Consider the following 20706-nt stretch of genomic DNA (forward strand, 5'->3'; position numbering starts at 1 on the left):
CCGGACCCGGCCCTGACCGGCGCCGAGTTGAACGATTGACCAATTTTTGCGTTTCAGGCTTGCGCGCAAGCCGATCGTGGGTTGTGATCGCTGATCGTGGTCGAAAACAACGGCATCGTCACTTCCCCGTCGGCGGGACAGTTCACCCGGCGCACCCTCTTCGCGGGCGGCACCGCGGCCGCAGCGGCGGTGGTGCTGAGCACCGCGACCGCGCACGCGGCTGGGACGGTGTTCCGGCACGGGGTCGCCTCCGGTGATCCACTACCGGGCGCGGTGATCCTGTGGACCAGGGTGACCGTCGCCGACAACGCCGTCCCCGGCTCCGGCCTCGGTGCGCCCGCGACGGTGCGCTGGGAGATCGCCACCGACGAGAGCTTCGACCGGGTCGCCGCCTCGGGCACCGTCACCACGAACGCGGACGCTGATCACACCGTCAAGGTCGACGCGACCGGCTTGGCTCCGGGCACCGACTATTTCTACCGTTTCATCGCCCTCGGCGAGACCTCACGGATCGGGCGCACCCACACCGCGCCCGCCGCCGAGAGCGAGGTCGACCGGCTGCGGCTCGGGCTGGTGTCGTGCTCGAACTGGGAGGCGGGCTGGTTCGGCGCCTACCGGCATCTGGCCGCGCGCACCGATCTCGACGCGATCGTGCACCTCGGCGACTACCTCTACGAGTACGGACAGGGCAAGTACACCGGCCGCAACGGCGCGGTGCGCCTCCACGATCCCGCGCACGAGATCATCACCCTGTCGGACTACCGCACCCGTCACGGCCAGTACAAGACCGACCCGGACCTGGCCGATCTGCACGCGGCGCTGCCGTTCATCTGCACCTGGGACGACCACGAATCCGCCGACAACGCCTGGCGCGACGGCTCGACCCACCACGATCCGGCCACCCAGGGTGCCTGGGGCGACCGGCGCGCCGCCTCGGCCCGCGCCTATCTGGAATGGATGCCGGTGCGTGCGACCCGTGCCGACGGCGCCGTGCAGATCTACCGGCGCCTGCGATTCGGCACGCTGGCCGAACTCTCGATGCTCGACCTGCGCACCTACCGCGATGAGGAAGCGGGCCCGCTGGCGGGCTGGCGGGTCGCCGACGATCCGGCGCGCACCATCACCGGCCGCGCGCAGATGGACTGGCTCACCGCCGGACTGGTGTCCTCGCCAACTCGATGGAAGCTCATCGGCAACTCGGTGATGATCTCGCCGCTGCTGTTCCCGCCGCTCGAGCCCGCGACCACCGAGGCGATCACCACCGCCCTGGGTATCCCGCAGGGCGGCATCACGGTCAACGGCGACCAGTGGGACGGCTACACCGCCGACCGGCGCACGCTGTTCAGCACCATCGCCGACAACCAGATCGGTGACGTCGTGTTCCTCACCGGCGACATCCACACCTCCTGGGCCGCCGATCTGCCCCTGGATGCCGCGAACTATCCCGCCGGGCCCACCGTCGGCACCGAGTTCGTCATCCCGTCGGTCACCTCGTCAAGCGTCGGTGACCTGCTGAAGACCCCGCCGCGCACCACCTCGGTGGTCGCCGAGGAGGCGATCAAGGCGGCCAACCACCACCTGCGCTACGTCGAGCTGGACTCGCACGGTTTCGGCGTGCTGGAGGTGACCCACGAGCAGACCCAGATGGACTGGTTCTACCTGTTCGACGTCATCGATCCGCACAGCGGCCTCCGCCACGGCACCTCGTTCGCCGTGCGCTCCGGCGGCCGGTTGGAGCCGCGGGCGACGCCGCCGAGCTGAGCGGAGGAGGATATCTGCGGCGGGTTTGTCGATCCGCCATGACACCGCCGGCCGGGTGATCATCACCGTCACGAAACGGCCTGCTCATCAGGCCGCGGGGGTCAGTGTCCGCGGCCGGATCGCGCACTCGGCGCCCAACCACCCCGCTACCCGCGAATCAGGCGCCCTCGGCGGCCAGTTCGCGCTTCCACTCGCGGAAGCCCTCTTCGGTACGACCGCGGCGCCAGTATCCGGAGATCGAGAGCCACTTCGGCGCGACATCGCGTTCCTTGCGCAGGTAGGGGCGCAGGTTGCGCATCACGGCCTCGGCCTCGCCGTGCACGAAGGCCTGGACCTGGCCGGGCAGCCACTCGGCCGCACGCACGGCGGCCACCAGCGGGGAGTTCGCCCCCGCGAGATCGTCGGGGATGCGGTCCGACGACCCACCACGATGCACCCAGTGCAGGCGCAGGTCCGCCGGTGATTCGAGCGCTATCTCCTCCTCCGGACCGCCCACCTCGACGAACACCTCCGCCGGGGCACCAGCGGGCAGCGCCGCCAGTGCGGCCGCGATGGCGGGCAGCGCGGATTCGTCACCGGCCAGCAGGAACCAGTCCGCGGACGGGTCAGGGGCGAACGCGCCACCGGGGCCGAACAGCCGGAACTGCTCGCCCGGTTCGACCGACCGCGCCCAGGGCCCCGCGATGCCCTCATCGCCGTGCACGACGAAATCGATGCTGATCTCGTTGCGCGCGGGGTCGAAGGACCGCACCGTGTAGGTGCGCAGGACGGGCTGGCTCTCCGGGCCCAGCGTGGCACGGATCGCGTCGAGATCGAACGGCTCGGGATACTCCACGCCGGGCACCGGGAAGATCAATTTCACATAGGCGTCGGTGAATTCGTTCGGCGTGAACCGATCCGGCTCCGCGACGCGGCCGACGACCCGCACCAGGTGCGGGGTCAGCGACTGCTTGCGGACGACGGTGACGGTGATCGACTTCGGCACGACAGCTCCCCATTCCTCGGACGTCCGCCGACGCTACTCCCGTCGCGCCGCGAAGTGGGGAGCTACGTCCCCGGGCTCGTCATTCCGACCAGCGCTCTTCCAGCGTCGCCGAGACCTGTTCGGCAAAGTCGCCGACCGCGTCGTCACCGGTGACGCGCGCGTCCTCGGCCAGTGCCGACCAGCGGTTGATCAGCGCCTCCGAGCGCGGCACCGACAGCCCGTGCTCGCGCGCGACGGCGATGCGGGTGTGGTCGGCGGGCAGGAACCAGTAGGTCGACAGCCAGACCCAGATCAACCGCGCCTCGAGGATCCGTTCGGCCAGCACCGTGTCGTCGGCCAGCGAGGGCCACACGCCGACCACGGCCGACCGCCAGGCCTCGACCATTTCCCTGGCCCGGCCGCGCGAGAGCTCGACATCGCACAGGCAGCCGGGGAAGGAGACCAGCGCGTAGGCGATGTCGAGGGTGGCGTCGCGGAAACCGCCCCACTCGTAGTCGAGGAAGCGCGCGCCGTCATCGTTGAGGACCACGTTGTCCGGGCACAGGTCCGAGGGGCTGAACGCGCGGTGACGACCGCCGGTGAACAGACGATTTCCGGCCACGATGCGTTCGGCGATCTCGCCGGGCACCTCGATGCCGAGCTCGGCCTGGAGCAGTCCGGGCACCTCGGCGATGGCCGCCTGGGCCTGCTGGGCGATCCCGTCGACGCGGTGCGCCGAGTCGACCCGGCGCAGCAGGGCGACGAAGTCGGGCTCACGGCCCACGGTCGCGGCGTGCATCCGGCCCAGCGCCTGCGCGAAGGCCATCAGCGCGTTGCGGGTGTTCGGCTCGACCCGAGCCCGCAGCACCGAGGTGAGCAGGGCATTGTCACCCAGATCCGACAGCACCAGCAGCCGGTCGGGCACGCTGTGCGCGATCAGGAAGGCACCGGGGCGCTGCTCGCGGCTCAGGGCGGTGGTGAACTGGTAGGACACCGCCTCGCGCAGGAACGCGGAGTCGATGCTGGCGACTCCGGGCGCCATGCCACCGGTGCGTCGCTCGGTAGCGGTACCGCGCACCTGCTTGACGATCAGCGTGCGCGGCAACGAGAAAGCGTTCTCCGCGACACGCACGCGTAGGACTGTCGTCCTACCACTGCCGCTGAGCTCCATGGGATCACTCAGCTTCACCGGAGCACCCATTCGCTTTGTGAGCAACTGTTGTGCTGCGGACACGACGTCGGCGGCGCGTTCGGCCAATAGTGCGGTCATCGCCTCTCAAGCTACTCGTACCAGGTCACTTCTAGCGAGCGGTTGGACAACCTTTCCGCGTCACCCGGCGTGTTGGCGCCGAGGTTGCGCGAGTGTGCCTGTTCGCTTGACACACCTGTCGGTCGTCGGGTTTTCTCATCGTCAACTGCTGTGCGCCACACCGCAAACCGGTTGAGTCGAAAGGTCTACCACAGTGACCGACACACCGTACGCCGCATCGAGCGATTCACCGGGTGGGTCGCCTGCGCCCGGTGGTGGCGGACAATTCGCCGGCCCAGGGGGTCAGCACGAGGGACAGGGCAGACCATCGCAGGCCGGTCCCGGACCCGCGAGGCACGGAATGGCCGGTGGCGCAGGCTATCCACAGTTCGAAGGGCCCGGCGCCGCCCAGTACGGCGAGGAGCCGCTCGAACCTCCGCCGCCGATTGCCGGACACCCCGCGCCCGCACCACGCTACGGCCCGCCCGGCACCGCGCCCGGTTACCCGGCGCCGCAGGCGAAACCGGACGACCTCGCCGGAGCCACTGCCCCCGCGCCCGGCGTGTCGCCGGGCGAGATTCAGCAGCCGCCGGGTTACTACCATCCGGAAGCACAGGCCCTCGATGTGGGCCGCGCGCTGAGCTACGGGTGGGAGCGGTTCCGCACCAACCCGGGACCATGGCTCGGCGTGATGGCCGTGGGCGTGCTGATCTATCTCGGCTACTTCGCGGTCGTGCAGATCTTCGACCCGACATCGCTGTTCACCGTGCTGTTCCTGTTCCTGGTGGTGCTGGTTGCCCTGTGGCTGCTCCAGGCGGTGATGGTGCGTGGCGCGCTCTACGAAACCGATGGTTATCCACCGGCTTTCGGCTCGTTCTTCCGGTTCGTGAACTCGGGCAATGTCTTGCTCACCGCGTTGCTCGCCTTCGCGATCACCCTCGTCGCCGCCTCGCTGTGTCTGCTGCCCGGACTCGTCGTCGGATTCCTGTGCATGTACTCGCTGCACTTCGTGATCGATCAGGACTACGGCCCCGTCGAGGCGATCAAGGCGAGCGCGCAGCTGGTGCTGGCCAACCTGTGGCCCTCGTTCCTGCTCGCGATCACGGTGATGCTGGTGACCTTCGTCGGTCTCGCGCTGTGTGGGCTCGGCCTGTTCGTGGCCGGTCCGGTCTGCGTGATCGCGGTCACCTACGCCTACCGGATGCTCACCGAGGGCCCGGTCGCCGAGTTCTGACGATCATCGCTCCCGCGGGGTCCGCCTCCCGATCGTCGGCTTCAACCGCCCGATCGGACGGCTCTGGTCGCCCGTGCGCAGCCGCAGCTCGAGCACGATCACCCCGGCGACGACGATACCGACCAGGTTCAACGCCAGCTGACCGGCCGACCCGAACGCCCGATGCCACTGCCCCAGCGTCGCAGCCACCACCGCGTACCCGGCGGCGGGCACCGTGGTGACCGAGATGAACACCCCGATCAGGGCCGAGGACTTGGCCGTCACCAGCGACAGCATGCCGGCCCCACCGGCGAGCAACGCCACGACCAAGGAGAACGGTCCGACCTGGTAGATGAAGTCGACATCGTGCGCGCCGATCACCCCTTCGGTGGTGATCCAGCCCAGCCGCACCCACACCAGGGTCGCGGCCAGCGTGATGAGCATCGCCACCGGGAAGGACACGGCGAGCGCGATGATCGACCGCCTGGCCAGCCGCCAGTTGCGACGCACCAGCGCCACCGACAGCGCGGCCAGCGGACCGAACTCGGGACCCACCACCATGGCGCCGACAATGGTGACCGGCGAGTTCGTCGCGACCCCGATCGAGGCGAGCAGACAGGCGATGGTCAGGAAAGCGAGGAAGCTGACATTGAGCGAGGACTCCTCGTGCGTCTCCTCCAGCAGTTCTTCCCAGACCACCGCGTCGTTCGCGTCACCGGGCGCCGCCCGGACCGCGCGGTCGGCGGCATCGGAGAGCACCGCCTCGACCGGGCCGAGTGTCAGCCCGCCGCTGTGCACGATGCCGAGTGCCTTGATGTCGGCGAGCACCTTGTTGGCGGCTTCACGCGCGATGTCGGCCTGAACGAGATCGCCCGGCGGCCGAACGGCGATCCCGCGCGCCACCGTGAGATGGGTGACGCCGGGGTCCGCCTCCAGCACCCGCACGAGCACCGCGGTCTGCTCGGCCGGACTGATCACGCGCAGGTGCAGCAACCGGTGACCTCCTGGTCGGTGCCGCCGCGGCGACACGGGAACTGACCAGAAGGTACCGGGGCTCGAGCCGAAGCCCGCTACTTCGCGGCGGCGCCGGTGTCGGGCGCGTCGGGCTTGCCGTTGCCCTTGATCTCAGCACCCTTGGCCTCGGCACCCTTGACCTCGGGCTTGGCGTCGATCCCCGCTTCCTTGCGCTGCTGGGCGGTGATCGGGGCGGGCGCGTCGGTGAGCGGGTCGACGCCACCACCGGTCTTCGGGAACGCGATCACCTCGCGGATGGAGTCCTCACCGGCCAGCAGCGCGGTGATACGGTCCCAGCCGAAGGCGATGCCACCGTGCGGCGGGGCGCCGTAGGCGAACGCGTCGAGCAGGAAGCCGAACTTCTCCTGCGCCTCCTCGTGGTCGATGCCCATCACCTTGAACACGCGTTCCTGCACGTCGCGACGGTGGATACGGATCGAGCCGCCGCCGATCTCGTTGCCGTTGCAGACGATGTCGTATGCGTAGGCCAGCGCCGCGCCAGGGTCGGTGTCGAAGGTGTCGATCGACTCGGGCTTGGGCGAGGTGAAGGCGTGGTGCACGGCGGTCCAGGCCGAGTGGCCAAGGGCCACGTCGCCACTGGCGGTGGCCTCGGAGGTCGGCTCGAACATCGGGGCGTCGACGATCCAGACGAAGGCCCACGCGTTCTCGTCGATCAGACCGACCTTGCGGGCGATCTCACCGCGCGCGGCGCCGAGCAGGGCGCGCTGCGCCTTGGTCGGACCGGCGGCGAAGAAGACGCAGTCGCCGGGCACCGCGCCGACGTGTTTGGCCAGGCCCTCACGCTCGGCCTCGGACAGGTTCTTGGCGACCGGGCCGCCCAGGGTGCCGTCGGAGTTGATCAGGATGTAAGCCAGGCCCTTGGCGCCACGCTGCTTGGCCCACTCCTGCCAGGCGTCGAGCTGACGTCGCGGCTGGCTCGCGCCACCGGGCATCACGACCGCGCCGACGTACTCCGCCTGGAACACCCGGAACGGGGTCTCGGCGAAGTAGTCCGTGCATTCGGTGATCTCGACGCCGAAACGCAGATCCGGCTTGTCGCTACCGAAACGCCGCATCGCCTCGGCGTAGGTCATGTGCGGGATCGGCGTGGTGATCTCGTGGCCGACCAGCTTCCACAACGCGGTCAGGATGTCCTCGGCCAGCAGGATCACATCGTCTTGGCGCACGAAGCTCATCTCGATGTCGAGCTGGGTGAACTCCGGCTGACGGTCGGCGCGGAAGTCCTCGTCGCGGTAGCAGCGCGCGATCTGGAAGTAACGCTCGATGCCACCGACCATCAGCAGCTGTTTGAACAGCTGCGGGCTCTGCGGCAGCGCGTAGAAGCTGCCCGGCTGCAGGCGCGCGGGGACCAGGAAGTCGCGGGCGCCCTCGGGCGTCGAGCGGGTCAGCGTGGGGGTCTCGACCTCGATGAAGTCATGGCGGGCCAGGACGTCGCGCGCGGCGGCGTTGACCTTGGAGCGCAACCGGATCGCGTGGCCGGGGCCCTCGCGACGCAGGTCGAGGTAGCGGTACTTGAGACGAGCCTCGTCACCGGGGGTCTCGTCGAGCTGGAAGGGCAGCGGCGCGCTCTCGTTGAGCACGACCAGTTCCTTGGCGTCGACCTCGATCCGCCCGGTCGGCAGGTCCGGGTTCTCGTTGCCGTCGGGACGCTGCTCCACCACACCGGTGACCTGCACGCAGTACTCCGCGCGCAGCTTGTGGGACTGCTCGGCCGCCTCGCCCTCGCGGAAGACCACCTGCGCCACCCCGGAGGCGTCGCGCAGATCGATGAAGATCACGCCACCGTGGTCACGACGCCGGGCCACCCAGCCGGTGAGGGTGACGGTCTGACCGGCGTGCTCGCTTCGCAGCGAACCAGCCAAGTGGGTGCGCAGCACGGTATTCCTTTCGACAGACATTCGCGGACTCGTCGCACCGGCGCGGACGGCCAGGTGCACTGCCATCGTAGTGAGACACGATCCCCGAGTGAAAACCGATATCTTGCTGACCGTGTCAAGCTTGTGCCACGCGCGCACCGTCCTCGTGCCCAGGGCGGTGAATCGTGCTGCGAGACAGATGGACAACCGATACCCTCCCACGCGGGTGCGGACCGGGACCGAGCGAAGGCGAGTACGGCGATGACCTTCAACGAAGGTATGCAGATCGATCCCGGCCGGGCATCGTCGGGCGGCGGCCCGGGCATGGGCGGCAAACTCGCCGTCGGCGGCGGCGCGGGCGGGCTGATCCTGCTGGTGATCACCCTGCTGCTCGGTGGCGATCCCGGTTCGCTGATGGGCGACCTCACCGGGTCCTCCGCCGAACAGCAGGTCGGCTCGGGTGGGACGGCGGGCACGCCCGAGCACTGCAAGACCGGCGCCGACGCCAACAAGTACGTCGACTGCCGTATCGTGCTCACCGCGCAGAGCGTCGACGCGGTGTGGACCGAGGAGCTGCCCAGGCAGACCGGCAAGCGCTACGTGCAGCCGAACCTGGTGCTGTTCTCCGGCGCGGTCAACACCGGCTGCGGCAACGCCACCAGCGACGTCGGCCCGTTCTACTGCCCGGCCGACCAGACCACTTACTTCGACACCTCGTTCTTCCAGGAGCTCACCGACCGGTTCGGGGCCAGCTCGGGTCCGCTCGCCCAGGAGTACGTGGTGGCCCACGAGATCGGCCACCACATCCAGAATCAGCTCGGCGACATCGGTCGCGCCCAGCGCGATCCGCGCGGCCCGGAATCCGGCGCGGTCCGCACCGAGCTGCAGGCCGACTGTTACGCGGGCCTGTGGGCACACTACGCGGACAAGAAGAACGCACCGGGCAGCAACCAACCGTTCCTGAAACCGCTGTCGGACACCGACATCCGCGACGCGCTCTCCGCGGCCAATGCTGTCGGCGACGACCGCATCCAGCGCAGCGCGGGGCGCGGGGTCAACCCCGAGTCGTGGACGCACGGGTCTTCCGAACAACGCCAGAAGTGGTTCCTCACCGGCTACCGGACCGGGTCGGTGCAGGCCTGCGATACCTACACCGCGACCGACCTGGACAACCCCGCCGGGCTACGCTGACCCGAACGTCACACCGTCTTTCGATCGAGGGGAACCCATGCGCCGCACCATGACCGGACTGTTCGTCTGCGCGCTCGCCCTGACCGGCGCGAGCGCTGTCGCCCAGGCCGATCCGGCGCCGCTACCGCTGGTGAGTCTGACCACGATCCCCGACGGCTGGTCACAGCGCACCGATCTGCGGCCGGTGCTGCAGGTCTTCGCCGACGGCAAGGCCGTGCACCGGCCCGACGCGGTGAGCAAGGACCGCAAAGCCGACACCGATCCGAAGAAGGTGACCGGAAAGGTTGCCCCCGAAGTGATCTCGGCCGCGCGCACGGAGATCGACGCGATGAGGGAACTCGACTTCGGTATTCCCGCCGGGGAGGGTAAGGGTCTGCAGATCATCGATCTGCTGCCCGAGGACGCGGCGGGCGACGTCCACCTGGTGGTCTACTCCCCCGATGCCACCGACGGCTTGAACCCCGAGCAGCAGGCCGCGCGCAAGCGCTTCGCCGATCTGTACCGCAAGCTGGTCGACGCTTTCACGAGCTGAGCGGGTTCGCCCGCGGTCCTCGACCGCGGGCGAACCTGGTTGATCAGAACCGATCTTCGGCGGTGTCGCGTTCGTCCTCGTGCACCGCGCCGATCACATCGGGAGTCGATTCCCCGAGCGGACCGGTGAGATCGTCGTTGCCGGTGCGGCTCTGGTACGGCTGCACCGTGCGGCCGTGCTGCTCGTCGTTGTTGCCCCGCTGGCCGGCACCCGCGCCCGCGCCACCGCCGCCCATGAAGTTGGAGCCGTTGGCGCCGGCCGCGGGGGTGCCGCCGAAGCCCGAGGTCATCGCCGGCGTGGTCATGGCGCGGCCCGCGGGCAGCCCCGCACCGGGCAGCGCGGTCGCCTTCGGGCTGCCGGTGCTCGGCGTACCCGCGCCGCCACCGGTGCTGCCGCCCGATCCGGTCCGCGGGGTGCCGAGCGCGCCCAGCGAAGCGCCGGACCCACCGGACCCACCGGACCCACCGGACCCGATGCCGCCCGAACCGCCGGTGCCCAGGCTCGACGGGGTGGTCGCGCCGAGGTTGGTGCCGCCGCCGGTGCCTGCCGCGGTGGTGGCACCATCGGAGCCGGTCAAGGCGTCCTGCGCCTTGGTGAGCAGCGGTTCGCCGATGTTCTCCGACGCCGCCGTGAGTACCTGATCCGGCGACGGCAGTCCGCTCTGGGCGGCGAGTTGGTGCACCACACCGCCGAGTTCGGCGGTGTGCCCGGCCAATTGGCCGCGAGTGGTGTTGACGACCGTGACCGCCTGACCGAGATGCTGGGTGGCCAGTCCGATCAGGGTGGCCTGAGTGGGCGGCAGCATGATCGTGGGCGCGAGCGCGACCGCCTGCGCGGCGAAGGTGGTGGCGATCCCCGTCAGCTGCGCGTTGCCCGTCTGGACGACCGTGGCGGCCTGCTGGGTGAGCGCGGCGATATCGATGCCGCGCTGGCTGGTCTCCTCGCCCTGGTTCTGCGCCTGCTGGCTGGCGACCGTCGCCGCGTCGGCGGACTGCCCTTCCCAGACCTGCTGCACGGTCTTCACCCCGCCCTGCGCGACGCTCATGGCCGTCTCGATGGCCGCCGAGGAACTGCTCAGCAGTGCGGTGGGGTCGAACGATCCGAAGACGCCGCTGCCGAAGCTGCTCAGCAGTTCCAGCAGCGGTTGGAACAGCGACTCGATGCCGGGCAGAGCGGGCAGCGACAGCCCGCTCATCAGCGCCGAGACCGGGTCCTCGGCCATGGTGGTGGCGGCGGCCGAGCCGCCGGTCCCCGCGGGGTTCGCGGCACCTCCCCCCGAGGTGCCGGCCAAGGCGCTCTTGGCCTGGTCGAACGCGGTCTGCGCGGCGGCGAGCGCGGGCGTGGCGGCCTGGGTGACGGTGCCCTCGAAGCCGCTCAGCGCGGCCGAGGCGTCCGCCGAGATGCCGGAAAGAATGTCCTGCGGGAGCACCGCGCCGTCGCCGAGTCCGGACATGCCCGGCATTCCGCCACCGGGGAACGCGCCCGCGGCCGGGGTGTCCTCGGTGATCTTCTGTGCCAGGGTGAGGACGGGCTCCTCGACGGTCTCCTCGTCCTCGGGCAGCTGCATCAGCGGCACGTCGAGGATCGCCTGGGGCGTCAGGTCGGCGGGCACGGCGCCCAGTACCGACAGGGTGGCGGCGTCGGCGGTGGCCAGCGCGGTGTCGGGCGTGATGACACCGGTGTCGCCGGAGCTCAGCGGCTTCATGCCAGGCCCCCGATTCCGGCGGCTCGGCGCGCGATGTCGGCGGCGTTGGTCAGGTCCGTGGTCTCGAACTGCACCGAGGAGGTGAACGCGGCATCGGAGAGCTTGCTGAACCGGTCGGACAGATCGTTGATGTCCTTGGCCTGCAGGGCCTGCGCGGCCGCGAACATGGCCAGGTAGTCGGCACCGATGAGCCCGAAGACCGGCGTCATCGCGGTGACACTGGCCGCGGCCTCGCCGAGACCCGCTGCGGAGACATCGGCCGCCACCACGGAATTGGTCGCCGCGAACGCGGCGACGGCATCGGTTTGCACCGAGAGATCGGTCATGCGAATCCCCCAACTCGTCGTGAAAAGTCTGCACTGAGAACGCGATCGGTGACCTCGAAACTCCCGACGCGGCCACCTGACTGCGCAGTGGGCCAAATATAGCCGAACACCTCGACCAGTATCGACTCCTGTCGGGTCCGATCTGAAGGATGCACTATCAAAACTAGAACATGTTCTATATCCTCGGCGACATGAAGGTCGCAGTGACCGGCGCAGCCGGATACCTCGGTACCAACCTGATCCCCCAGCTCATCGAGCGTGGACACGAGATCATCGCCATCGATCGCGCGGCACCGACCACCTCGGACCCGGCCGTGACCTGGGTCGAGGGCGATGTGCTCGACACGGCGTCGATGCGCGAGGCACTCGACGGCGCCGAGGTCGTCTACCACCTCGTCGCACTGATCACCCTGGCCGAGCGCAACGATCTGGCGTGGCGGGTCAACACCGAGGGCGTGCGGGTCACCGCCGAGGCGGCACTGGAGGTCGGCGCGCGCCGGTTCGTGCACACCAGTTCCATCCACGCGTTCGATCAGTACCGCGCGGGCGGGCACATCGACGAGACCTCCGGTCGCTCCGACGATCCGAGCCTGCCGGTCTACGACCGGTCCAAGTGGTCGGGCGAACTGGCGCTCCGGCCGGTGATCGAGCGTGGCCTCGACGCGGTGATCGTGAATCCGACCGGCGTCTACGGCCCCACCGACAACCCGAAGCAGCTGTCCCGGCTCAACCGCACCACCGCAGAAGCCGTCCGCGGCCGGGTCCCGGTGATGATCGGCGGCGGTTTCGACCTGGTCGACGTCCGCGACGTGGCCCAGGGCCTGATCCTGGCGGGCGAGAAGGGCCGCACCGGCGAGAACTATCTACTCGGCGGCTATATGACCAAGCTGATCGATCTGTGCCGGATGGCCGCAGCCCACGCCGACGTCAAGGGCCCGCGCTTCGCGATCCCGGCAAAGGCGCTCGGCGCGGTACTGCCGGTGGTCGAGCCGATCGGCAAGCGCCTCGGCTCCGACATCCTGTCCAAGGCCGCCCTCGGTGCCATTCTCTCGGCCCCGGTCGTCGACCACGGCAAAGCCGAACGCGAACTCGGCTACCGCCCCCGCCCCGTCGAGGAAACCGTCGCCGACCTCGTCGACTTCCTCCGCGCCGCGCGCCCCGCCTGACAAATTCCCACCCCGTACGGGTCGGCACTCGACAATTCATCCGAACATATGTTCGACTATTGGGGTGCGGTGGCAGACTCAGACGCTCGACGCCGAGGATGGTGCCCTGCCCGGGCTGACCCGGGCGGGGCTGGTTCGTTCTGTTCTTCGTTCTGTTCGCACCCCCGAGTTCGACGGGGTGACGTTTCACGAGGTGTTGTGCAAGAGTGCGCTGAACAAGATGCCGGAGGGCTCGGGGCTGCCGTTTCGGTGGACGATCAATCCGATGCGGGGGTGTACGCACGCGTGCCGGTACTGTTTCGCGCGCGGGAGTCACGAGTATCTCGATCTCGACGCGGGGCGCGATTTCGACGCCGAGATCGTGGTGAAGACCAATGTCGCTGCGGTGTTGCGGCGTGAGCTCGGTAGGCGGTCGTGGCGGCGTGAGGCGGTGGCGCTGGGGACCAATACCGATCCGTATCAGCGAGCCGAGGGCCGCTATCGGCTGATGCCGGGGATCATCGGCGCGCTGGCCGAGTCGGGTACCCCGTTCTCCATTCTGACCAAAGGGCCACTGCTGCGCCGCGATCTGCCCCTGCTCACCGAGGCGGCGCGTCGGGTCGAGGTGAGCGTGGCCGTGTCCATCGCCATCCTCGACTCCGAGCTGCACCGCAGCCTGGAACCCGGCACCCCGGCACCGCGCGCTCGTCTCGACCTGGTGCGCGCGCTGGCCGAGGCGGGCTTCGCCGTGCACGTCATGGCCGCCCCGATCATCCCGTGTCTGACCGACGGACGAGCCCACCTCGACGCGCTGTTCGCCGCGATCGCCGAGGCGGGGGCCCACAGCGCGATGGCCTTCCCGATGCACCTACGCGGCCCGACCAAGACCTGGTTCCTCAGCTGGCTCGCCGCCGAGCATCCCGCCCTGATGCGCCGCTACCGCCAGCTCTACGGCCGAGGCGCCAACGTCGCCCCCGTCTACGCGAGTTGGCTGCGCGAACGCGTCGACCCGCTGCTCGACGAATACGGACTGCGCCGCGTCCAGGACCGCACGGTCCCCGACCCACCGGCACTCGCGCCAGCGGACCATCAGCTGCCCCTGTTCACCTGAGGAGACCACGCCCGGACTCCGGCCCGCCGCCTGGTCGGCGCGCTGACCTCTCAGAGCAGCTGAGCGACTTCCTGATCGCTGAGCACGACCGAGGACACCGAGTCCTTGGCTCGGACCAGCTGGACCCCGCGATACAGCGGCCGCTCACCGAGCGCGGCGTCGCGTGCCTCGGCCCGCAACTGGTGCACCAGGATCTCCGACACCGCGGCACCGGCGGCGAGTTCGCTGGCGGCCAACGCGTCGGCGAGCTTGCGCAAGCCGAGCGGATGCAGTTCCCGGCCGCTGCCCGCGTCGGTGTACATCGCCAGCGGCACCAGCTGGGTGTCGGGGCCCGCGGTCACCTTCAGCACGATCCGGCTGAGCCTGCCGGGGAACACCAGCAGCTGCACGCCGGTCGCCGCGGCCAGGTCGACAGTGCGCTCACCGAACAGCCGGTGGGCGCTGATCACGCTGCCGCTCAACCACATCCGCCGCCGCCGGAACGCGAAGACGTACCCGAGGGTCGGCACCGCGACGACGAGCCCGAGCAGGATCGCGTACGGCCAGCTCAACCACACCGCCGACAGCAGCGCCGCGCCGATGCCGATGCCGAGCGCGGCCAGCGCGAGCCTGCGCAGCATGGGCGCGAACACCTCGGGCGCCACCAGATCGATCCCGACCGCCTGCGATCGTCCGGACTCCCCGTCCACCATGTCCCTCTCCACCGCGCACCGGCCCGCCCGGTGTCGGCGCGGTCAGATTACCGCGCCGACACCGGGGATGGCTCAGTTGCCGAGTGCGTCCCGCAGCACCCCGACGACCTCGCCGAGCGGCACCTGACGCTGATCCCCGGTGCCCATCTCCTTGACCCCGATGGTGTGGTCGGCGAGATCACGATCGCCGAGCACGAGGGTGTACTTCGCGCCGGAGCGATCGGCGCCCTTCATGGCGCCCTTCATGCCGCGCCCCCCGTAGGCCAGATCGACGCTGACGCCCGCACCGCGCAGCTCCCCGGCCAGGGCCACCATCCGTGCCTTGGCGGCGTCCCCGAGGGCGACACCGTAGACCTGGCAGCGCGCCGGATCGGCCGCCGTCTTGCCCTCGGCGGCCAATGCCAGCACAGTCCGGTCGACACCGATACCGAAGCCGATGCCCGACAGCGGCTGCCCGCCGAGCTCGGCCATCAACCCGTCGTAGCGGCCACCGCCGCCGATGCCCGACTGCGCGCCGAGCTGGTCGTGCACGAATTCGAAGGTGGTCTTGGTGTAGTAGTCCAGGCCGCGGACCATGCGCGGGTTCACCACGTACGGCACGCCGAGCGCGTCGAGGTGGCCGAGCACCTGTTCGAAGTGCGTCTTGGCCGATTCCGAGAGGTGATCGATCATCAGCGGCGCGTTCGCGGTCAGTTCACGCACCTCGGGGCGTTTGTCGTCGAGCACGCGCAGCGGATTGATCTCGGCACGCCGCCGGGTCTCCTCATCCAGCGGCAGCCCGAGGAGGAACTCCTGCAGCAGTTCGCGGTACTGCGGGCGGCAGGTCTCGTCGCCGAGGGAGGTGATCTCGAGCCGGAACCCGTCGAGACCGAGGCTGCGGAAGCCGGCGTCGGCGATGGCGATGACCTCGGCGTCCAGTGCCGGATCATCGACACCGATCGCCTCGATCCCGACCTGCTGCAACTGCCGGTAGCGACCCGCCTGCGGGCGCTCGTAGCGGAAGAACGGCCCGGCGTAGCAGAGCTTGAGCGGCAGCTGCCCGCTCTTGTCCAGGCCGTGCTGGATCACCGCGCGCATCACGCCGGCGGTGCCCTCCGGGCGCAGGGTGAAGCTCTCGCCGTTGCGGTCGGCGAAAGTCCACATCTCCTTGCTGACCACGTCGGTCGACTCGCCGACACCCCGGGCGAACAGGGCGGTCTGTTCGAATACCGGCAGTTCGATGTGCCCGTACCCGGCGAGTCGGGCGGCGTGGATCAAGCCGTCGCGCACGGCGACGAACTCGGCCGAGCCGGGCGGCACATAATCCGGGACCCCCTTCGGGGCGGTGAAGCTGCTGGTCTTGGTCACGATGGTCCAGTTTTCCCCACGGGCGCCCCTCCAGTCCAACCGGTTACCCTCTACACGAACCTGACGACACGGGAGGAACGCGGTAGTGCCGAGTAACGAACAGCGACGGGCGGCGGCCAAGCGCAAGCTGGAGCGCCAGCTGGCACGACGGGCCGAGCAGGAGAAGAAGCGCAAGCGCCTGATGATCGCGGGGTCGGTACTCGGTGTCATCGTGGTCGGTGCCGCCGCGGCCGGGGTGTACTTCCTCACCAAGGGCGGCGACGAGGCCGACACCACGACCGCGTCGAGCACCTCGGCCACCAGCGAGCAGGAGCTACCGCCTGCGGCCGACGCGCCCGCCCCCGCGGACAAGCCCGCCACGGTCGACTGCGCCTACCCGGTGGGCGCCGAGCCCGCGTCCAAGCCGGTGACCCCGCCGACCAGCACCTCGGTGGCCTCCGGCCCCGGTACGGCGCCGACGAAGGTCAGCATCGACTCCACCCAGGGCCCGATCGGCCTCGAACTCGACAGTGCCGCCTCGCCGTGCACCGTCAACAGTTTCGTGAGCCTGGCCCAGCAGGGCTACTTCGACGAGACCAGCTGCCACCGCATCTCGGCGGTGACCGGTTTCGAGATGCTGCAGTGCGGTGACCCCACCGCCACCGGTACCGGCAGCCCGGGCTACGCCTTCGCCAACGAGTACCCGACCGATCAGTACGCGCCCGAGGACCCGGCGCTCGAGGAGCCGATCAAGTACCGCAAGGGCGTGATCGCGATGGCCAACTCCGGGCTCACCCCGGAGGGCACCAACGGCAGCCAGTTCTTCCTGGTCTACGGCGACACCATCCTGCCGCCGAAGTACACGATCTTCGGCACCATCGACGACGAGGGTCTGGCGACGCTGGCCAAGGTGGGCGCCGCGGGCGACGACGGATCGATGGCCGCCGGTGGCGGCACGCCGAACCTGCCGATCGAGTTCACCAAGGTCACGGTGGGCTGACACCCGGCTCGGACACCCGAGCGACGGGCCGGACACCGCCACGGTGTCGGGCCCGTCGCCCTTCCCCTGCCTCGACACTGCCCAGAAGATGCCCTGCTGGACACCCGTCTGTGTCCTTCGCGCGGTAGGCTCAGATGTCCACTTCCACAGCCGTATCGGGGAGCAGTCATGGCGGAACTCGACGACATCGGTAGCGAAACGGCGGCCATGATGCGCACCATGCTGCAGATGGCCACCCTGGTCGCCCTCAAATCGCGTGAGCACGGCCAGAAAGACGCCGAAGCCCGCGCCAAGGCGATCGAAGCGAAAATGAAGGAAGCGCGCGAACTGCAGGTGCGTGAGGCCCGCGATCTCAAGGCCAAGGATCCGCGCAATCTCGAGCTCGTCCAGATGATGTCGATGGGTTCGGCCTCGGCGCAGACACCCGGTCTCGGACTGGAACGGGACACGGCGTCGTCCTATGCCAGCAGTGCCGGATCGGCCGGCGGTGCCGCCGCGGCAACGACCGGTGCGGGTGCGAGCGCGAGCGGACACGCGCCCCAGATCGGCTACGACTCGGTCGAACGCCGGGCCGCCATCGCGGCCCATCTCGAACGCGCCGGTGTCGCACCGGAATTGGCCGAGGTGCGCATGCTGCTCGAGATGGGGCAGGGCATCTCGCCGGACGAGGCGATCCGGCGACCGAGTGTGGGCGCCCGCCGATCGGCCATCGAACGCGGCATCGAACGCGGCATCGAACGCGGTCGCTGACCCCGGGCCGGGGGCGGGCGGACCGCCCCCGACAGCGGACTACAGCGGCTTGGTCTTCTCCATCGTCTGCATGACGTCCGGGTCGGTGAACAGCTCCCGGTCACCGCCGACCTGGTCCTCCAGTGGCAGCCGGTCGAGCATCTTCTTGTGCCCGTTGCGCACGCTGCAGTACTTGAACGGCCCCCGCGGATCGAACAGCTTCGCCATGTGCGGATCGGCGTGATCGAGGAACCAGAAGCTGATCCCCGGCCCGCCCTGCAGCCGAAAGTGTTCCCATGCCTGCCACAGCGCGTGCAGCCGGATCGCCGCCTCGGGATGCCGCCACCATTCCGGGCACCACACGGTGTCGCTGATGTCGGTGACCTGCCTGCTGTACACCCTGCTCAGATACTCGTTCACGAAGGCGAACACGGTGGGGTACCCGTTCGCGATATCGCGCGGATCCGGACCCGAATTCTGCTCGTTCACAGCGGCTTGACCTCCTCGACTTCACCGATCTCGTCCGGCGGATTGGCATGCGACTGCGCGGGCGACCCGAACAGATCGTCGACGCGGGTCTTGCGCGTCGGGTCGTTGTACTCGATCGACCGCTTCACCGCGTCGGCGTACTCCGATTCCCACCATGGCACAGTACGGACCAGCACCGCAGGCTGACCGGAGGTGAACACCACCGCCCGGCCCCGGGGCAACGTCGCCAGCGCCTGGGCGGTGAAGGTCACCGAGGAACTGAGCGAGCGCGAATAGCTCTTGCTGTTGCCCGACTGCGACATCGACGACGAGATGGATTCGTACTCACCGATCGCCTCGGACCGATCGCGCAGGAACGCCATGTCGTCGACACCGCTGCCGAGCACCTTGATGTTGGCCGCCGACCACAGCGCGCTCATCCCGGCGTCGCCCCAGCACCGCGCGCCCTGCGCCCACGACTGCAGCACGGTCATCACCACGATGCCGCGCGATCCGAAGTGGCTGTACTGCTTGGGCAAATCCTTCCAGCGCACCACGTTCGCGGCCTCGTCGAGCACCGCGAGCAGCGGGATCGGCAACCGGCCGCCCGACGACATCGATGCCTTGCGCATCGCGACATCGATCACCGCTTCGGTGAGCGCGCTCACCAGCGGCGAGGCCGAACCTCGCCCCTCGAGCGACAGGCAGTACAGCGTCCCGTTGCGTTCGACGAACTCGAGCTCGTCGAACTGGAGCCGATCGCCGCCGCCCCGGGTGATCCACGGGTGCACATTCGACAACTGCAGGCAGCGGACCATCTTCTTGGCGGTGCCGAAGATGCCGCTCTTGGTGCGCGGTTCGGCGTTGTACTGCATGGCCAGACCCGCGGCCGTGAAATCGTGGCCGGCCCGCCGCAGGTGCTCGATCGCCTCACTGTCCTGCGGGTTGGTGACCCACTCCCACACCTGGGTGATCGGCCTGCCCGCGATCGCGGCGGCCAGGAACATCCCGGCCAGCAGGTCTTCGGCCTCGGGGTCGAAGAAGCTGTCCTGATCGTCGGCGCCGCCGGACTCGGCGTCGGCGAAGTGACCGGCCAGGCGCGCCGCGCGCATCTCGCAGCCCTCCCTGCGGTGATCGACCCAGGCCAGCGGATCCCAGAACCAGGTCGGCCGTTCACCGGCCACGCCCTGCGGGTCGAACACGAAGGTCGCGCTGCCCTTCGCCTCGCGCACATTACGGGTGGCGTCGACCACGTCACGCTTGTTCGAGGTGGTCAGCACCGGCCCGATCGCGGACAGGATCGCCGGGATCACCCGCGAGGTGGACTTGCCCTGCCGGGGGCCCCAGATGTCGAGATGCAGGTCCTCGTAGGAACCGTAGAGCGGGGTGCCGTCGGCCACGGCGACACCGATCGGCACGCCGGGGGCGTCCTGGGAACCCAACCGCACGCCGAGGTCCTTGGCCTTGGCCCGCACACCTTCCTCGGTGATCGAGGCGATCGCGCTCCCGGTGCCCATGTGGTCGGCCTTGTCGTCGATGGACAGTCGCCCGACCACCGCGCGCTTGCGCAACTTCTTGCGCACCACCACGTAGCCGATGATCGTCACGATCACCAGCAGCACAATCACCGTGGAGGCCCGCGGCCAGTGCAGCTTGCCGCGGGCAAGATCGGCCACCACCGCGATCGGATTGGCCGGAATGTCCTGCGGCACCACCGCCAACGCGTTGCCCAGGTGCAGCGCGACGGCGAGGGTGATCAGCGTCGCAAAGCCGAACATGATCAGGATCAGCGTCGTGTCGGGCCCGACCGCGGCCGGATCCGTCACCTTCTTCTTCGCCACGAGTGCCTCCTTGTGGACTGGGTCGGATGGGTGCTCAGCGGAACGCGTCGAGGCGCCAGCCTCGAGTCGTCTGCACCACGGTCGCGATGACCGTGCTCGGCGGTAGTGGCTCGGTGCGTCCGCTCGGGTAGACGACCGTCTGTTCGATGCCGATCTTGTACTGCGCCACCGCCGGATCCGGGCTCGGCGGTGCCGTGTCGCCCGAGGCGAAGGTGAACGCCGTCACGTGCGCCTTCGCCTTCGCCCAATCCGCCCACTGCAGCGAGGGTTTCGGCGTGTCGCTCTCGTCCGCGGACCCGTCGAGCATACGTATCATGCTGGGCCCCAGCCATGTGCGCGCACGCTGGAGTGAGTCGCCCGGTTCCTCGGTGACCGGGTTCCAGCTGTAGATCTCGCGCAGCGCCACGACAGCCACCCCGTCGGGCGTCGTGGGGTCGGTGGCCACGGCGGCCTCGAGCAACCGGGTCGTCGAGGTGACCTGGTCCGGGCGCGCCGAATCGGAGCCGCCGCCACAGGCGGCGACCGAGGTGAGGACCGCCACGAGCATCACCGCCGGAATCGT

19 protein-coding genes are annotated in these 20706 nt (G+C 69.4%); 8 read left to right on the top strand and 11 right to left on the bottom strand.

The annotated features are described in order from the left end of the window. Positions 1-96: 96 nt before the first annotated feature. Complete coding sequence (locus BOX37_RS19665; RefSeq protein ID WP_240504949.1) at positions 97-1761, top strand: alkaline phosphatase D family protein; 1665 nt, start codon at positions 97-99, stop codon at positions 1759-1761. Positions 1762-1918: 157 nt separating this feature from the next. On the opposite strand, the gene BOX37_RS19670 is transcribed toward BOX37_RS19665, so the two are convergent. Together BOX37_RS19670 and BOX37_RS19675 are read right to left on the bottom strand one after the other, a co-directional pair. Beyond that, the gene (locus BOX37_RS19670; protein WP_071928940.1) at positions 1919-2746 is read right to left on the bottom strand and encodes a siderophore-interacting protein; all 828 of its coding nucleotides are present in this window, start codon (positions 2744-2746) and stop codon (positions 1919-1921) included. A 79-nt stretch (positions 2747-2825) separates the two neighbouring features. Next, positions 2826-3995, bottom strand: coding sequence for a phosphotransferase family protein (locus BOX37_RS19675; protein WP_071928941.1), 1170 nt, complete (start codon positions 3993-3995; stop codon positions 2826-2828). 340 nt (positions 3996-4335) lie between these two features. Between BOX37_RS19675 and BOX37_RS19680 the strand changes: the two genes are divergently transcribed. Continuing rightward, a complete protein-coding gene (locus BOX37_RS19680) occupies positions 4336-5208 on the top strand; it encodes a DUF2189 domain-containing protein (RefSeq protein ID WP_240504950.1) in 873 nt (290 codons plus the stop codon). A gap of 3 nt (positions 5209-5211) precedes the next feature. On the opposite strand, the gene BOX37_RS19685 is transcribed toward BOX37_RS19680, so the two are convergent. Continuing rightward, a complete protein-coding gene (locus tag BOX37_RS19685) occupies positions 5212-6180 on the bottom strand; it encodes a DUF389 domain-containing protein (RefSeq protein ID WP_071928943.1) in 969 nt (322 codons plus the stop codon). 77 nt (positions 6181-6257) lie between these two features. After that, positions 6258-8099, bottom strand: coding sequence for an aspartate--tRNA ligase (gene aspS / locus BOX37_RS19690; protein WP_071928944.1), 1842 nt, complete (start codon positions 8097-8099; stop codon positions 6258-6260). A 240-nt stretch (positions 8100-8339) separates the two neighbouring features. On the opposite strand from aspS, the gene ypfJ reads away from it, so the two are divergent. Both ypfJ and BOX37_RS19700 read left to right on the top strand, forming a co-directional pair. Then, complete coding sequence (gene ypfJ, locus BOX37_RS19695) at positions 8340-9269, top strand: KPN_02809 family neutral zinc metallopeptidase (protein ID WP_071928945.1); 930 nt, start codon at positions 8340-8342, stop codon at positions 9267-9269. A gap of 37 nt (positions 9270-9306) precedes the next feature. Next, complete coding sequence (locus BOX37_RS19700) at positions 9307-9801, top strand: hypothetical protein (RefSeq protein ID WP_071928946.1); 495 nt, start codon at positions 9307-9309, stop codon at positions 9799-9801. Between the two features lie 43 nt (positions 9802-9844). Here BOX37_RS19700 and BOX37_RS19705 read toward each other — a convergent pair whose 3' ends face one another. Together BOX37_RS19705 and BOX37_RS19710 are read right to left on the bottom strand one after the other, a co-directional pair. Beyond that, positions 9845-11506 carry a hypothetical protein gene (locus tag BOX37_RS19705; RefSeq protein ID WP_071928947.1) on the bottom strand — a complete coding sequence of 554 codons (1662 nt, stop codon included), beginning with the start codon at positions 11504-11506 and terminating at the stop codon, positions 9845-9847. Next, on the bottom strand, positions 11503-11832 hold the full coding sequence (locus BOX37_RS19710) for a type VII secretion target (protein ID WP_071928948.1): 330 nt from the start codon (positions 11830-11832) through the stop codon (positions 11503-11505). Before BOX37_RS19710 ends, BOX37_RS19705 begins: the two co-directional genes overlap by 4 nt. 191 nt (positions 11833-12023) lie before the next feature. On the opposite strand from BOX37_RS19710, the gene BOX37_RS19715 reads away from it, so the two are divergent. Together BOX37_RS19715 and BOX37_RS19720 are read left to right on the top strand one after the other, a co-directional pair. Further along, entirely contained in the window at positions 12024-12998 is a 975-nt protein-coding gene (locus tag BOX37_RS19715) for an NAD-dependent epimerase/dehydratase family protein (protein ID WP_071931679.1), read from the top strand. 64 nt (positions 12999-13062) lie between these two features. Next, positions 13063-14088 carry an Rv2578c family radical SAM protein gene (locus BOX37_RS19720; RefSeq protein ID WP_071928949.1) on the top strand — a complete coding sequence of 342 codons (1026 nt, stop codon included), beginning with the start codon at positions 13063-13065 and terminating at the stop codon, positions 14086-14088. Positions 14089-14138: 50 nt separating this feature from the next. On the opposite strand, the gene BOX37_RS19725 is transcribed toward BOX37_RS19720, so the two are convergent. Together BOX37_RS19725 and hisS are read right to left on the bottom strand one after the other, a co-directional pair. Then, the gene (locus BOX37_RS19725) at positions 14139-14780 is read right to left on the bottom strand and encodes a hypothetical protein (protein WP_071928950.1); all 642 of its coding nucleotides are present in this window, start codon (positions 14778-14780) and stop codon (positions 14139-14141) included. A gap of 72 nt (positions 14781-14852) precedes the next feature. Then, on the bottom strand, positions 14853-16127 hold the full coding sequence (gene hisS / locus BOX37_RS19730; protein WP_071928951.1) for a histidine--tRNA ligase: 1275 nt from the start codon (positions 16125-16127) through the stop codon (positions 14853-14855). Positions 16128-16212: 85 nt separating this feature from the next. Between hisS and BOX37_RS19735 the strand changes: the two genes are divergently transcribed. Together BOX37_RS19735 and BOX37_RS19740 are read left to right on the top strand one after the other, a co-directional pair. Continuing rightward, positions 16213-17106 carry a peptidylprolyl isomerase gene (locus tag BOX37_RS19735; protein ID WP_071928952.1) on the top strand — a complete coding sequence of 298 codons (894 nt, stop codon included), beginning with the start codon at positions 16213-16215 and terminating at the stop codon, positions 17104-17106. A gap of 168 nt (positions 17107-17274) precedes the next feature. Next, positions 17275-17856: a hypothetical protein gene (locus BOX37_RS19740; protein ID WP_071928953.1), complete on the top strand. Its 582-nt coding sequence runs from the start codon at positions 17275-17277 to the stop codon at positions 17854-17856. Positions 17857-17895: 39 nt separating this feature from the next. Here the strand turns inward: BOX37_RS19740 and BOX37_RS19745 are convergent, their stop codons facing one another. The 3 genes from BOX37_RS19745 to BOX37_RS19755 are packed head-to-tail and all read right to left on the bottom strand — an operon-like array spanning position 17896 to position 20691. Beyond that, the gene (locus BOX37_RS19745) at positions 17896-18324 is read right to left on the bottom strand and encodes a DUF4913 domain-containing protein (protein ID WP_071928954.1); all 429 of its coding nucleotides are present in this window, start codon (positions 18322-18324) and stop codon (positions 17896-17898) included. Then, entirely contained in the window at positions 18321-20144 is a 1824-nt protein-coding gene (locus BOX37_RS19750; RefSeq protein WP_071928955.1) for a type IV secretory system conjugative DNA transfer family protein, read from the bottom strand. The genes BOX37_RS19745 and BOX37_RS19750 overlap by 4 nt, the downstream gene beginning before the upstream one ends. A 34-nt stretch (positions 20145-20178) precedes the next feature. Continuing rightward, complete coding sequence (locus BOX37_RS19755; protein ID WP_084759875.1) at positions 20179-20691, bottom strand: hypothetical protein; 513 nt, start codon at positions 20689-20691, stop codon at positions 20179-20181. Positions 20692-20706: the final 15 nt, after the last annotated feature.

Origin of the sequence: Nocardia mangyaensis (assembly GCF_001886715.1) — a bacterium.
Classification (GTDB): Bacteria; Actinomycetota; Actinomycetes; order Mycobacteriales; family Mycobacteriaceae; genus Nocardia; species Nocardia mangyaensis.